Here is a 14,481-nt window from a genome sequence, read left to right on the forward strand (position 1 = left end):
ATCCTTTGAGTGCTGTCCGTGGGTCAGTTGCCGACGCGGCGGCGGACGTCCTGGAACGCGGTGTAGTTCGCGATCAGCTCGATCCGGCCGGGGGGCGCCGCCTGCACGGCCTCGTCCACCGTCTCGCAGACCCGGAACTCCAGGCCCGCGACCTCCAGGCGCACCGCGAGGTCCAGCTTGCGGTCACCGATGACGAAGATCGGGTGCCCGGCGAGGCGGGGGTAGTCCACGTCCCACAGCCACGAGGTGTCCGTGCCGTCCGCGCCGCGGGCGTTCACGCCCAGGATCACCGGCGCCGGCGGCCCGTCGATCAGCGAGAACGTCTCCAGCCAGCCGGCCGGGTTCTTCGCCAGCAGCAGCCGCACCTCACGGCCGAGGAACGACACCACGTCGAAGCGGCCCGCGACCGCCTGCACCTGGTACATCCGCTCCAGCGCCACCTGCGGGGGCACCCCGAAGGTCGCGGCCACGGCGGCCGAGGTGGTGGCGTTGGCCTTGTTGGCCCGGCCCGGCAGCTGCAGGTGGATCGGCCACGCCGAGCCGTGCGGGTCGAGGACGTAGTCCCCCGACAGCGCCCAGCTCGGGGTGGGCCGCCTGAAGCCGCACTCGCCGCAGAACCAGTCGTCGCCCGGGCGCTGCATCACACCGCCGCAGGAGGGGCACGACCAGGCGTCGTCCTTCCACTCCTGGCCGGCCGCGACCCACACCACGTTCTGCGACGAGGAAGCGGCCCACACGATCAGCGGGTCGTCCGCGTTCGCGATGATCACGGCCTTGGTGCCGGCCAGACCCTCGCGCCACTTCTCGGCGAGCATGCGCGTTTCCGCGGCCCGGTCGAGCTGGTCGCGCGAGAGGTTCAGCAGCGCTATGGCCTTCGGCGAGACGTCGCGGGCGACGCCCGCCAGGTACTTCTCGTCCACCTCGATCACGCCGTAGCGCGCGTCCGAGCCGCCGGCCAGAGCGGAGGTGATGCCCGCGGGCATGTTGGCGCCCAGCGCGTTGGACACCACCGGGCCGCTGGCCCGCAGCGCCTCGGCGATCAGCCGGGTCGTGGTCGTCTTGCCGTTGGTGGCCGACACCAGGACCACGTCCAGGTGGGTTGCCAGCCGGGCCAGCAGGTCGGGGTCGAGCTTGAGCGCGACCTTGCCGCCGATCACCGACCCGCTGCCACGGCCCGCGGCCCGCGACACCGCCGCAGCCGCCTTGCCCGCCGTCACGGCCAGCTTGGCCCGCGGCGACAGGGGCCCCGAGTTGCCTGCCATCGTCCTAGATCCTCCTTGTTCCGGCGCCGCGCCTGTCCCTGGTCCGCCGGTGTGGAACGCCCCCTCCGCGCCGAATCGTCAGCCAGGAGGCTTCGGTCGGGGATCAGCCTATCGAGATCCGGGCGCGGGCCCGAACCCGCCGTCCATGGAACGTACCCTGTGGCCATGCGAAGAGGCACGATTCCCGGCAGTTCAGGACGAGTGCGGCCCATGAGGCTGCTCGGAGACCCGGGGCTCGTGGCACCCTGCGAGGAGGTCACGGCCTTCGACGCGGACCTCGCGGCCCTCGTCGAGGACATGTTCGCCACCATGTACGCGGCGGGCGGCGTGGGCCTGGCCGCGAACCAGATAGGCGTCCCGCTCCGGGTCTTCGTCTACGACTGCCCCGACGACGAGGACCGCCGGCACCTGGGGCACCTGGTCAATCCGCGGCTCGTCGCCGCCGAGGGCGTCACCGTCCGCGGCCCCGAGGGCTGCCTGTCCCTGCCCGGCGTCGAAGCCGGGACTCCGCGCTTCGACGAGGCCGTGGTCGAGGGCTTCACCGTGGACGGCGCGGCCGTGCAGGTGCGGGGCACGGGCTTCTTCGCCCGCTGCCTGCAGCACGAGTGCGACCACCTCGACGGCGGACTGTACGTCGACCACCTGACGGGGCTGCGGCGCCGGCGCGCCCTGCGGGCCGCGCGCCGCGCCCCGTGGGCGGAAACGGGGTAGGCCCCGCCCCGCCCCGCTCCCGGAGGGCCCGCTCGGAACCCGGGCTCGGAACCCGGGGTCAGAGCCTGGGCTCAGAACCCCGGGCTCAGAACCCCGGGCCGTCCGCGCGCTCGCCCGACACCGCCAGCCGGCCCCACAGCAGGTCCGCCAGGTGCCGCACCAGCCGGCCGCGCGGGCACGGGCGCTCGCGCAGCCACCAGTCGCCGGCCGCGTGCATCATGCCGACGATCCCGTGGCCCCAGGCGCGGGCCAGCTCGTCGCCGTCCGGCCCCAGGTCCACCCGCTCGGTTATGACCAGCGCCAGCTCCTCGCCCATCCGGCGCAGCAGCGGCGCGGAGTGCCGGCCCACGTCGAAGCCCGGGTCGCCGGGCCTGCCCTCGTCCGGGTGCATCAGGAAGCGGTACACCTGCGGCCGCGCCTCTATGGCCGCGAGGTAGCTGTCGAGCGTCGCCTCGACCCGCTCGCGCCGCCCGGCCGGGGCGTCGAGCGCGGCCCGCAGGCCCGACAGGAGGGCGTCGGTGTGGCGCACGGCCAGCGCCCGGTACAGGCCCCCCTTGTCGCCGAAGTGGCGGTAGAGGATCGGCTTGGTGATCCCCGCCTCCGCCGCGATGGCGTTCATCGACGCCCCCGGCCCGTCCCGCAGCACCACGCGGTCGGCGGCCTCCAGCAGCTCCCTGCGCCGCTGCTCCGCCGCCCGCTGCTGTTCGTCCCGCTGACTGGTCTCCATAAAGACGTGCCTCCCCGCCCAGTGATTCACAACGCCTGCGCAAAGTAACACCCGCTCCACGGAGCGGATTCGAGGGGCGGGGGAGTTGACACCTGCTACCGGCGAGTAACACACTCACGTTACCGTAAGTAAGGCGTGCAGGGGAGGGGCCGTGGGGGACTTCACGCCGGAGCTCGGCGAGGACCAGAGGGCCGTACGGGACTGGGTGCACGGCTTCGCCGCCGACGTCATGCGGCCCGCCGCCGCGGAGTGGGACGAGCGGGAGGAGTTCCCCTGGCCCGTCGTCCGCGAGGCCGCCAGGATCGGGCTGTACTCCCTCGACTTCTACGCCCAGCAGTTCTTCGACCCCACGGGGCTGGGGGTGCCCGTGACGCTGGAGGAGCTCTTCTGGGGCGACGCCGGCCTCGGCCTCGCCATCGCCGGCACCGGGCTCGCCGCGATCAGCGTCTTCACCAACGGCACCGACGAGCAGATCGGCACCTGGGTCCCGCAGATGTACGGCGACGCCGACGACGTGAAGATCGCCGCCTTCTGCTCCTCCGAGCCCGACGCGGGGTCCGACGTCTCGGCCATGCGCACCCGGGCGCGCTACGACGGGGCCCGGGACGAGTGGGTCCTGGACGGCGTCAAGACCTGGGCCACCAACGGCGGGATCGCCGACGTCCACGTGGTCGTCGCCGTCGTCGCCCCGGAGCTCGGCGCGCGGGGGCACGCCTCCTTCGTCGTTCCGCCCCGCACTCCCGGCCTCTCGCAGGGGCAGAAGTTCAAGAAGCACGGCATCCGCGCCTCGCACACGGCCGAGGTCGTCCTCCAGGGCGTCCGCGTCCCCGGGCACTGCCTGCTCGGCGGCAAGGAGCGGCTCGACGAGCGCCTGGCCCGTGCCCGCGAACGCGCCCGCAGCGGCACCGAGCGGGGTGCGGCCGGCAACGCGGCGATGGCCACCTTCGAGGCGTCCCGCCCGGCCGTCGGCGCCCAGGCGGTCGGCATCGCGCGCGCCGCGTACGAGGTCGCGCTGGACTACGCCCGGACCCGTGTGCAGTTCGGGCGCCCGATCATCGACAACCAGGGCGTCGCCTTCCAGCTCGCCGACATGCGCACCCGCATCGACGCCGCCCGGCTGCTCGTGTGGCGCGCGTCGTGGATGGCGAGCGCGGGCAAGCCCTTCACCTCGGCGGAGGGGTCGATGTCCAAGCTCTTCGCCGGCGAGACGGCCAAGGCCGTCACGGCCCAGGCCATGCAGATCCTGGGCGGCAACGGCTACACCCGCGAGTACCCCGTGGAGCGCATGCACCGCGACGCGGCGATCTACACGATCTTCGAGGGCACCAGCGAGATCCAGCGGCTGGTCATCGCGAGGGCGGTGTCGGGCCTTCCCATCCGCTGACCGTGTCGATCACCACGGTTTGATCCCCCGACTGTCACAGAAGATCCACACGGGGCCCTCCGGGGCGGAATCCGGCCCTGACGTGCCGTAAGAATGTTCACGTCAAAACAAACCAGCACGGGGGATTCACCATCATGCGTCGTCAGCTCTCCACCGCGGCCGTCGTCATCGCGCTCGCGGCCACCGCCACCGCCTGCAACAGCGACGGCGTGGACGCCAAGCCCGAGGACTCGGCGTCGGCGGCCCAGAGCCCCGCTGCGCAGGACCCGAAGGGCTCGGGCCCCGCCCAGGACAAGCCCGCCCAGGACAAGCCCGCCCAGGATCAGGGCGGCTCGCTGGCCCTCGGCGGCACCGCCACCCTCAAGGCCAAGAACGGTGCCCAGATCGCGGTCACCCTGAAGAACTTCGCCGACCCGGCCGCGAGCGACAACAAGTACATGCAGCCGAAGCCGGGCAAGCGCTGGGTCGCCGCCCAGTTCGAGATCGTCAACAAGGGCCAGACCGTCTACGACGACAGCCCCGCCAACGGCGTGAAGGTCGTCGACGACCAGGGGCAGGCGTTCACCCAGTCCATCGGCTCGACCACCGCCGGCCCCAGCATGCCGGCGACGGTCAAGCTCAAGGCGGGGGAGAAGGTCCTCGGCTACGTCGTGGTCTCGGTCCCCGAGAAGGCCAAGTCGAAGTCCGTCACGTTCACTCCGGACTCCGGTTTCGGCAAGGAGACCGGCCAGTGGACCGTCGCCAAGTGACGTCCCGGCGCTGAGACCTCAGGCGGCGAGCCCCTCGGGGTTCAGCCGCCTGACGTCGTACCGGCTGTGGAGCTCGCCGCGGACCGCGGCCGCGGCGTGGCCGGAGCCCACCGGCACGTCGACGATCGTCCAGCCGGCGGGCCACGCGGGGGTGCCCGGGCCGCCGTTGCCCAGGTAGTCCAGGTCGGGGGAGCGGCCCAGCCCGGTGCCCAGGCCCTTCAGGTAGGACTCCTTGCGCACCCACAGCCGGGTGAAGACCGCCGCCCGCCGTTCCTCGGGCGCCGCCATGATCTCGCGGCGTTCGGCGGGGTGCAGCGCCCCGGACACGTCGGAGACGGTGTGCGCGGCGGGGAGTTGCTCGACGTCCACGCCGACGGGTGCGGCGGCGACCCCGACGAGGGCGAGGTCGCCGCCGTGCGACAGGGAGAAGTGCGGGGCGCCGGGGGCGGACACGGCGGGCCTGCCGTGGGGCTCGCCGCAGCAGGGGCACTCCTCGCGGACGAAGGTCACCTCCCCGGGCGGCAGGTCCAGGTAGGCGCCGAGGACCCGGCGCAGCATCAGGTGGGCCGCGACGTACCGGGCGGCGTCGAGGGGGCGGACGAAGGAGGCCGCCCGCCCGCGCTCCTGCTCGTCGAGCGGGGAACGGTCGGGGGAGGCGGCCAGGAGCCAGGGTTCGGGTGTGTGCAGCAGCCAGAGGTCCAGGGCGCCCGCGGCCGGTGCGGGCAGGGTCTGTGGCCAGGGGGCGTCGAAGCCGTGGTCCGGACGGAGGCCGCCGGCGGGGCCGAGGTGTAGCTGCACAGGTCGCTCCGGGTCGTTCGGTGGCGGACGGGCAGAACGCCGCAGCGTACATGAGTCATATGTCCATCAGATATCAAGTCCCGGGGATGCGTGCATTTTCGGGCTCTGTCTGTCAAGAATCGCAATTGCGTTGACAAAGACAGTCGGATGGGTGGGTCCTTCCGGGGGCGCGGTTACCCGGCGTTCCCCCCTGGCCACGGGTGTCCGCCATTCTGGCTCAATCGTGATGGGTCCCCATTAGGGATACTGTTACCGTCGTTTCCGATCTTGATCGTGCAAGTCGGCCTCTCCCCGGGCCGTCCGTCAGCACGTCGGTCGTCAGAGGTCGAGTGTGGCTTCATGAAAGAGGAACGCCGTGGCGGTCACCTTCGATGCAGGTCAGGGCGGTCCCCAACGCCTGGCCGGCCGTTCCGTCGAGCTGAGCGGCCTGATGCGGCTCGCTGCGCGCGCCCGCGAGGGGACCGCTCATGCGGTCCTCCTGCGCGGCCCCGCAGGCATCGGCAGGAGCTCCCTGCTGAGCGCCGTCAGCGACCGCCTGCACCCCGCAGGCTTCACTGTCCGTCACCACGCCGGTCTGCCCGGTGACCGGGCCACCGGCGAAGCCCGCGGCATACGCGCCCTGTTAGGGCCGGGAGCCGCCGCCCTGCGCACCGCGGCCGACACCCCCGCCGCCCGTGCCCTCGACGGCTACGCCGCCCACCGCCGCGTCCACGCACAGGCCCTGGCCCTCATGGCCGAAGGTCCCCTTGCGCTCGTGGTCGACGATGCCCAGTGGTGCGACGAAACCTCCCTGAAGTGCCTGGACTTCGTCCTGCGCAGGACCGCCGCCCGCCCGCTGCTCCTGCTCATGTCCCAGCGCACCGACTGCGACGGGCCCGGCACCCCCGTGCTCGCCGAGATGCTCGCCCAGGACCGCTGCACCCTCCTGGAGCTCGGGCCGATCGGCGACGGCGCCACCGCCCGCCTGATCGCCCACGTCCTCGGCGGAACGCCCGACGAACGGTTCGTCGGCCGCTGCGCCGAGATCACCGGCGGCAACCCCCAGCTGCTGCACCGGCTCCTCGACGGACTGCGCGAGGCCGGGGTCCGCCCCGACGCCTCGGGAGTGCACCGGCTCGCCGCCGCCGGCGAGGCCGTCGCCGCCTCCGCCGTCCCCGCCCACCTGGCCGGCCAGCCCCGCCCGGTGCGCAGGGTGGCCCGGGCCCTGGCCGTCCTCGGCAGCGTCGACACCGACCTGCTCACCGCGCTCTCCGGGGTCACCGGCACCCGGATGACGGCCGCCATGGACGCCCTGCGCCGCAACGAGGTCATCGTCCCCGGCGAGCCCGAGACCATGTGCGACCCGGTGCGGACGGCCGTCCTCGCCGACCTGCCCGCACCGGAGCTGGAGGAGCTGCGCGCCCGCGCCGCCCGCATCCTCAACGACACCGGACGGCCCGCCGCCGAGGTCGCCGAACAACTCGTGCTGCTGGCCGAGCTCGACGAGCCCTGGATGCTCGACGTGCTGCGCGACGCCGCCACGGAGGCCCCCGGCCGCGCCGCCGCCGAGGCCGCGGTCCGCTACCTGCAACGCGCCCTGGCCGCCGGCACCGAGGCTCAGCGCCGGGACATCCGCGTCGAACTCGCCCGGGCCTGCGCCCGCATCGCCCCCGCCATGGCCCTGTGGCACCTGCGCGAGGCCCTCGACGCCGCCACCGGCCCCCTCGACCGGGCACCCATCGCCGTCGAGTACGGCCTGGCCGCCCTCCACACCGGCCGCGCCCCCGAGGCCGTCCGCGCCCTCGGGCGCGTCCTCGACGGCCTGCACACCGAGCTGGGCGCCGACCCCGCCCCCGCCGAACGCGAGCTGCGCACCGGCGTCGAATCCGCGTTCCTGGTCACCGCCGTCAACGAGAAGGCGGTCATGGCCACGGCCCGCGAGCGGGCCCGCTCCTGGCCCGTACCGCACGGCGACAGCCCCGCCGAACGCCGGCTGCTGGCCGCCATGAGCACCTACGCGGCGCTGGACGGCAGACCCGCCCACGAGGCGGCCGCGCTGGCCCGCCGCTCCCTGCGCGTCGAGGAGACCGCGCCCTCCAGCTGGTGGGTGCTGGGCGCCTCCGTCGTCCTCGGCCTCGCCGACGAGGTGGACGAGTCGCTGGCCGGCCTGGAACGGGCGCTCTCCGGCAGCCGCACCCACTACGAGCCCCACACGCACGTCGCCGCACTGGCCGGCCGCTCCCTCCTCCTGTACGGCACCGGCGACGTCACCGGCGCCGCCGCCGACGCCCGGGCCGCCGTCGACATCGCGGACCACAGCGAACGCACCGCAGGCTCCCCCATGCCGCACATCGCCCTGAGCACCGTCCTGCTCTCCCAGGGCAAGGCGCGGGAAGCCGCCGGCATCCTCGACCACGTCGGCCGCGGGGGCGCCGACCGGCACATCTGGGAGTGGCACCACTACCTCTACGTCCAGGGCCGCATCCAGCGGGAACTCGGTGACCTCGACGGCGCGCTGGAGCTGTGGCTGCGCTGCGGACGGAGCCTGGAGGAGGCCGGCGTCACCAACCCCGTCCTCGCCCCCTGGTGGCTGCCCGCCACCACCACCCTCGTCCGCATGGGGCGCACCGGCGACGCCGCGGCCGTCGTCGAGAGCGTCGAGCCGCACATCCGGCGCTGGGGCACCCCGCGCGCCCACGGCATCGGCCTGATCGCCGCCGCCGTCGTCGCCGAGGGAAGGGTGCGGGTGGACCGGCTCGCCGAGGCCGTGGACGTCCTCGCCGACTCGCCCGCCCGCCTCGAACATGCCAAGGCCACCTACCAGCTCGGCCACGAACTGCTCGCCCGCGGCGACGCCCGGGCGGCCCGGCAGCACCTGCGGCAGGCCATCGAACTGGCCACCCGCTGCGGCTACCACGCGCTCAGCGCCGTCGCCCGCACCCAGCTGCTGACCGCCGGCGGCCGCATGTCCCAGATCGCCGTCAGCCCGCTCGACTCGCTCACCGACAGCGAACGCCGGATCGCCACCCTCGCCAAGGGCGGCATCAGCAACAGGGAGATCGCCGAAGCCCTGTTCATCACCCCCCGCACCGTCGAGATGCACCTGACCAACGTCTACCGCAAGCTCGACGTGCGCGGCCGGGCCGACCTCCCCCGTCAGCTGGGCGCCCCCGGCCCCCGCCGCGCCCCCGCCGCCACCGACCACGGCGGCCGGGCCGTACGGAGGGCCGGGTGACACCACAGGTGACGGACGAACGCCCGCCCCGACGCCCCCCGGTGGACCCGCCCACCGCCCCACCGCTCGTCGAACGCGACGCGGAACAGCGGCTCCTGACCGACCTGCTCACCTCGCTGCACGCCGGACGCCCGGCACTCGCCGAGGTCCACGGCACCCCCGGGACCGGCCGCAGCGCCCTGCTGGAGCGAGCCGCCGAACTCGCCTGCGACGCCGGCGTACGCGTCGCCGCCGCCCAGGCGTCCTGGGAGGAGACCCGGCTGCGCTACGGCGTCGCCGCCCAGCTGACCACGGCCATCGACCCCACCGGCATCGCCCTGCCCCTCGCACCCGGACAGGACGACGCCGACCACACCGCCGCCCTGTGCCACGCCTTCCTCACCGCCGCCCGCACCCACCCCCTGATGATCGTCGTCGACGACGTCCACTGGGCCGACCCCCACTCCCTGCGCTGGCTGCGCGCCCTGGCCCGCCGGCTGCCCGGCACCCCGCTGATGCTGCTGACCGCACGCAGCGGAGCCACCCCGGCCGGCCCCGACGACCACCTCCGGCCGCGCGCCGTGGACGACGGAACGGCCGTCACCCGGCACACCCTCCACCTCGCCCCGCTGTCCGCCGACGGCGTGGACGCCGTGCTCGCCGCCACGCTCCGCACACCGGTCGACCCCGCCTTCCGGGACGCCGCCGCCCGCGCCACCGACGGCAACCCCGCCGTGCTGCGCGCGGTGGCCGGCCGCTTCGCGCGCCACGGCTGGGCACCGCGCGCGGACCACCTCCCGCAGCTCGGCGACAGCGCCGTCGAAGCCATCAGGGAACGCGCCGTCAGGACGCTCACCACGCTCCCGGGAGAACTGCTCGACGTCCTGCGCGCCGTCGCCGTCTGCGGCCAGGACGCCACCTGCGACCTGCTCGGCGCCGTGGCCGAGCCCCGGACCGTCGGCACCCGGCGCGCCCTGGAACTCCTGTCCGGCACCGGCCTGCTGACCGGCGGCGACCGCCCCGCCTTCCGCGAGCCCAAGGCGGCCGACGTCGTCCTGGCGCGGATGAGCTCCGACCGCCGCGAGGAGCTCTACGCCCGCGCCGCCGAACACGCCCACCGCGCCGCCCTCCCCGACGCCGCCCTGGCCGGCATGCTGCTGGGCGCCCGCGTCCTCGGAGCCGCATGGGCGGTGGACGTCCTGCGCCGGGAGGCCGCCCGCCACCGCGCCACCCGCCGGCCCGCCGAAGCGGCCCGCCTGCTCCAGCGCGCCCTGCGCGAACCCATGGCCCCCCACCTGCGCGTGCGCACCCTCACCGAACTCGCCGCGGCCGTCCTCCCCTCCGCGCCCGAGGCCGCCGACCGGCACCTGCGCCAGGCCCTGCTCACCCCCGCCGACGCCACCGCCGGCCCGGCCTGGGTCCGCGCCGCCGACCTGTTCGTGGCCCGCGGCGACGTCGCCGCCGCCCGGCCCCTCATCGCCGACCTCGCCGCCCGCAACGAGCTCCGCGAACCCGAACGCGGGGCGCTGCGCGCCCTGTACTGGCTCTCCGAACACGTCCAGCCCGACACCACCCACCCCCTCGACCGGCCCCCCGTGCCCGCGCTCCCCGACCGCCCCGCCCACCCCGCCGAGGCCGCCGTCGCCGCCTGGCGCGCCGCGCTGAGCGGCCACGACATCACCCGCACCCGCCAACTGGCCCGCGCCGCCCTCGCCCCGTCCGCGGCGGACACCACCCCGCTGGCCGCCCAGGTCACCGCCTGCCACGCCCTCGTCCTCACCGGCGACTTCGCCGAGGCCCACGCCGGCCTGGACACCGTGCTCCTGCGCGCCGAACACGCCGACGCCCGTGCCGTGGCCGGCGCCACGCTCGTCACCACGGCCCTCGCCCGGCTGCACGAAGGACGGCCCGCCGAGGCGTCCCGGGCCCTGGACCGGGCCCAGGAACTGATGCCACCGCACTGCTGGCACCCCAGCACGACCTCCCTGCTCGTCGCCCTGAAAACCCTGATCTACCTGCAGAGCGGCAACCTCGACGGCGCCGAGCGATCCATCGGGCTCGCCCGCGCCGGCTGCGCCGAGGGCAGCATCGGCTGGGCGTACCTGCTCTTCGCCCGCGGCCGCACCCACCTGGCCACCGGCCGCCGCGACCGGGCCCTGGCGGACCTGCTCGAATGCGGCCGCCTCCTGCTCACCCGGCAGGTGGCCAACCCCGCCCTGCTGCCCTGGCGCTCGGCCGCCGCCACAGCCCGCGGCGACGACCCGCACGACACCGCCGCCGCCTTCCTCATGGCCGAGGAACGCCGGCTCGCGCTCGCCTGGGGCGCGCCCTATGCCGTCACCCGCACCCTCCTCGCCACCGGCGAATCCGGCGAGATCGGCGAACCCGGCCCCCCGGCCGACCCCGCCGCACCGGCCGGCTGGCAGTACCGGCAGGCCCTCACCACCCTGGCCACGGCACCGCTCTCCGGCACGGACACCATCGCACCCCTGCTGCGCAGCCGCGCCCCGGCGGCCGACGGGCCGGCCGGCCCCGAACGTCCCGCCACCGCGGACGCTCCCGCCGCCGACCGCGGCCCCGCACCCCGTGGCGGGCTCACCGGCGCCGAGCTGCGCGTCGCGAACCTGGCCGTCCAGGGGCTCGCCAACCGCACCATCGCGGCCGAGCTGTCGGTGACGCCGCGCACCGTCGAACTGCATCTGACGAAGGTCTACCGCAAATTGGGCATCCAAGGACGCCCGGAGCTGGCCGACGCGCTGGGGCGCGTACCGAGGGAGAAGTCATGACACCCCTGCTCGACCGGCGGCGCGAGCTGGACGTCATCACGGCGGCCCTGGAGGCCGCCGACGCAGGCGCAGGATCACTGCTGGCCGTCACCGGCGGCATGGGCACGGGCAAGAGCGCCCTGCTGCGCGCCCTGCCCGCCCTCGCCGAACGCCGCGGCACCCAGGCACTGACCGCGAGTGGCGCCGTCCTCGAACGGGACTTCGCCTACGGCGTGGCCGGCCAGCTCCTGGACCCGCTGCGGCCCGGCGCCCTCCTGGACCCGCCCGGCCACGACCCGTACGGCGAGCTCCTCACGCTCGTCACCGACCGCAGCACCCACAGACCGCTGCTCATGGTGGTCGACGATCTCCAATGGGCCGACGGTCCCTCCCTGCGCTGGCTCGGCCACCTCGTCAAGCGGCTGACCGGGCTGCGCGTCACCGTCGTCGTCGCCCTCCGCGAGGGCGAGCCGGGTGCCGAGGAGCCCCGCATCCACGACATCACCGACCGCGCCGCCCACGTCCTGCGCCCCGGCCCCCTCACCCCCGCCGGCACCGCCGCTTTGGTCGCCGCCGCGTTCGGCCGCCCGGCCGACCCCGAGTACGCCGCCGCCTGCCACGAGGCCACCGGCGGCCACCCGATGTTCCTCACCGCGACCCTGACCGCGCTCGCCGCCGACGGCGAACCCGTCGTGGCCCAGGCGCACACCGTCCGCGCCGCCCCCCTGCCCGCCCTGCGCGACCGCCTCACCGTGGCGCTGCGCTCCCAGCCCGGGCCCGTCCAGGACCTGGCCAAGGCTCTGGCCGTCCTCGACGACGGCCGCGCCCCCGAACTCGTCGGCCGCCTCGCCGGCCTGGACGACACCGGCCGCGAGGAGGCCGCCCGGGGGCTGCACCGGCTCGGGCTGCTCACCGGAGGGCCCGAGCTCCGCTTCGCCCACCCGGCCGTGCGCGACGCCGTCGAGGAGCTGATGACGCCCGCGGAACAGGAGGACATCCACGTCTACGCCGCCCTCCTGCTGCACAGCGGAGGCCACCCGGCCGAACGGGCCGCCGCCCAGCTGCTCGCCGCGACCTCCTGCCAGGACGGCTGGGCGGTAGAGGTCCTGCGGGCCGCCGCGAGCGCCGCCCTGCGGCGCGGCGCCCCCGAGGACGCCGCCCGCTACCTGCGCCGGGCCCTCCTCGGCAGCGCCCCGTCCGGCACCGAACGGGCCGCCCTGCTCGTCGACCTGGCCACCATCGAGCGGGCCTTCGACCCGCCCGCCGCGATCCGGCACGTCTCCCAGGCCCTGCTGCTGCTCCCCTCGGCCGTGCAGCGGGCCAAGGCCGCCGTCCGTATCCCGCCGTCCCTGCTCGGCAGCTGCCCGCGGCCCACCGTCGAAGCGGTCACCGGGCTCGCCGCCGAACTCGGCGCCCCCGAGCGGCTCACCGGCGACGACCGGGAACTGGCCCTGCGCCTGGAGGCCAGACTGCGCCACGTCGCCGTCATCGGACCGGGCCAACTGCCCCTGTGCGCCGACCGCCTGCGCGCCCTGGGCCCCGCCCCGTCGATGGACACCGCCGCCGAGCGGGAGCTGATCACCGTCCTGCTGCACGGCGTCACCATGTCGCAGAGCATGTCCGCCGCGGAGGTCGCACCGCTGGCCAACCGCGTCCTGCAGCACGAGCCCGCGTCCCCCGAGCACACCCACACCGCCCTTCCGCTGCTGATCCACACCCTCATCGCCGCGGACTCCCTGGACGCGATAGGCCCCTGGCTGACGACCGCCCGCGACCGGGCCCGTCGCGACAACAGCACCGTCCCGCAGGCCGTGGTGGCCGTCGAACTCACCCATGTGAGGCTCGCCCAGGGCCGGATCGCCGAGGCCCGGGCCGCCGCCGACGAGGCGCTGCGGCTGGGGGCGGCCGACTGGGCCACCCTCCAGGGGATGACCGCCCTCGTCCTGCTCGCCATCGAGAGCCGCGACGCCGAACTGTCCCGGCGCCTGCTGGCCTTCCGCCGCGAGGGCGCCGACCACGGCTACCGGCCCTCCTCCCTGCAGCTCATCCGCGGCTCGTCCGCCGCGCAGCGCGGCGATCTGCCCACCGCGCTGGAGTACTTCCTCGACTGGGGCCGCTCGGCCGAGCGGGCCGACTGGCGCAACCCCGCCGTCTTCCCCTGGCGCGCCTGGGCCGCCGGACTGCACTACCGCATGGGCGACACCGACCGGGCCCACGACCTGATCGAGGAGGAGTACACCCGGGCCGTGGCCTGGGGCACCCCCGTCGCCATCGGCCGCGCCCAGCGCGTCAAGGGAGCGCTGACGGGCGGCGCGGAGGGACTCGGGCTGCTGCGCGAGTCCGCGGCCACGCTGGAGAAGTCCCCCAACGGCGTGGAGCGGGCCAGGACCTCCCTGCTGCTCGGCCGGCGGCTGCTGCGGGCCGGGCTGGCCGAGGCCGAGCCGCAACTGCGCCTGGCCCTCGACCAGGCCCTCGACTGCGGCGCGTCCTGGCTCGCCGAGGGGGCCGGGCGGGAGCTGCAGAACTTCGCCAGTTCCACGGCCTCGGCCGCCGTCGCCCTGCTGACCCCCACCGAGCGCCGGGTGGCCGGGCTCGCCGCGCACGGGGCCTCCAACAAGGACATCGCCGAGTGGCTGGAGGTGAGTTCCCGCGCGGTGGAAAAACACCTCACCCACGCCTATCGGAAGCTGAATGTCGCCGGCCGCTCCCAGCTCGCCGCGCTGGTGCACCTGCTGCCGGACCGAACCGAACCGAAGCCCTCGACTTACCGCGGGTAACCGAACCTCGGGGGTGACGCCCACAGGGTTAGTGCCGCGGGTAATCGGATTCGTTGACAGCCTTCTCAGGCTCTCCATACCGTCATTTCACAGGTGCCGACATCGTTGTCCGGCC

9 protein-coding genes are annotated in these 14,481 nt (G+C 75.0%); 6 read left to right on the forward strand and 3 right to left on the reverse strand.

Annotated elements, in window-relative coordinates:
- Window positions 1-23: 23 nt before the first annotated feature.
- Window positions 24-1,262 (reverse strand): MurT ligase domain-containing protein, encoded by a 1,239-nt coding sequence (locus tag IE182_RS01605; protein ID WP_190107763.1) that lies wholly within the window; start codon window positions 1,260-1,262, stop codon window positions 24-26.
- Between the two features lie 165 nt (window positions 1,263-1,427).
- Here IE182_RS01605 and def point away from each other — a divergent pair, with 165 nt between their 5' ends.
- A complete protein-coding gene (def, locus tag IE182_RS01610; protein ID WP_190107764.1) occupies window positions 1,428-1,973 on the forward strand; it encodes a peptide deformylase in 546 nt (181 codons plus the stop codon).
- A gap of 85 nt (window positions 1,974-2,058) precedes the next feature.
- Here the strand turns inward: def and IE182_RS01615 are convergent, their stop codons facing one another.
- Window positions 2,059-2,700 (reverse strand): TetR/AcrR family transcriptional regulator, encoded by a 642-nt coding sequence (locus IE182_RS01615; RefSeq protein WP_190107765.1) that lies wholly within the window; start codon window positions 2,698-2,700, stop codon window positions 2,059-2,061.
- A gap of 151 nt (window positions 2,701-2,851) precedes the next feature.
- On the opposite strand from IE182_RS01615, the gene IE182_RS01620 reads away from it, so the two are divergent.
- The gene (locus IE182_RS01620) at window positions 2,852-4,084 is read left to right on the forward strand and encodes an acyl-CoA dehydrogenase family protein (RefSeq protein WP_190107766.1); all 1,233 of its coding nucleotides are present in this window, start codon (window positions 2,852-2,854) and stop codon (window positions 4,082-4,084) included.
- 134 nt (window positions 4,085-4,218) lie between these two features.
- Complete coding sequence (locus tag IE182_RS01625) at window positions 4,219-4,833, forward strand: DUF4352 domain-containing protein (RefSeq protein WP_190107767.1); 615 nt, start codon at window positions 4,219-4,221, stop codon at window positions 4,831-4,833.
- 18 nt (window positions 4,834-4,851) lie between these two features.
- Here IE182_RS01625 and IE182_RS01630 read toward each other — a convergent pair whose 3' ends face one another.
- Window positions 4,852-5,631, reverse strand: a complete 780-nt coding sequence (locus IE182_RS01630) for a 4'-phosphopantetheinyl transferase family protein (RefSeq protein WP_229844496.1) — start codon at window positions 5,629-5,631, stop codon at window positions 4,852-4,854.
- 355 nt (window positions 5,632-5,986) lie between these two features.
- Here IE182_RS01630 and IE182_RS32385 point away from each other — a divergent pair, with 355 nt between their 5' ends.
- The 3 genes from IE182_RS32385 to IE182_RS01645 are packed head-to-tail and all read left to right on the forward strand — an operon-like array spanning window position 5,987 to window position 14,366.
- Entirely contained in the window at window positions 5,987-8,845 is a 2,859-nt protein-coding gene (locus IE182_RS32385; protein WP_190107768.1) for a helix-turn-helix transcriptional regulator, read from the forward strand.
- Entirely contained in the window at window positions 8,842-11,610 is a 2,769-nt protein-coding gene (locus IE182_RS01640) for an AAA family ATPase (protein ID WP_190107769.1), read from the forward strand. Before IE182_RS32385 ends, IE182_RS01640 begins: the two co-directional genes overlap by 4 nt.
- On the forward strand, window positions 11,607-14,366 hold the full coding sequence (locus IE182_RS01645) for a helix-turn-helix transcriptional regulator (RefSeq protein WP_190107770.1): 2,760 nt from the start codon (window positions 11,607-11,609) through the stop codon (window positions 14,364-14,366). The genes IE182_RS01640 and IE182_RS01645 overlap by 4 nt, the downstream gene beginning before the upstream one ends.
- Window positions 14,367-14,481 lie beyond the last annotated feature (115 nt).

This window comes from Streptomyces cinnamoneus (genome assembly GCF_014650495.1).
GTDB classification, from domain to species: Bacteria; Actinomycetota; Actinomycetes; order Streptomycetales; family Streptomycetaceae; genus Streptomyces; species Streptomyces cinnamoneus.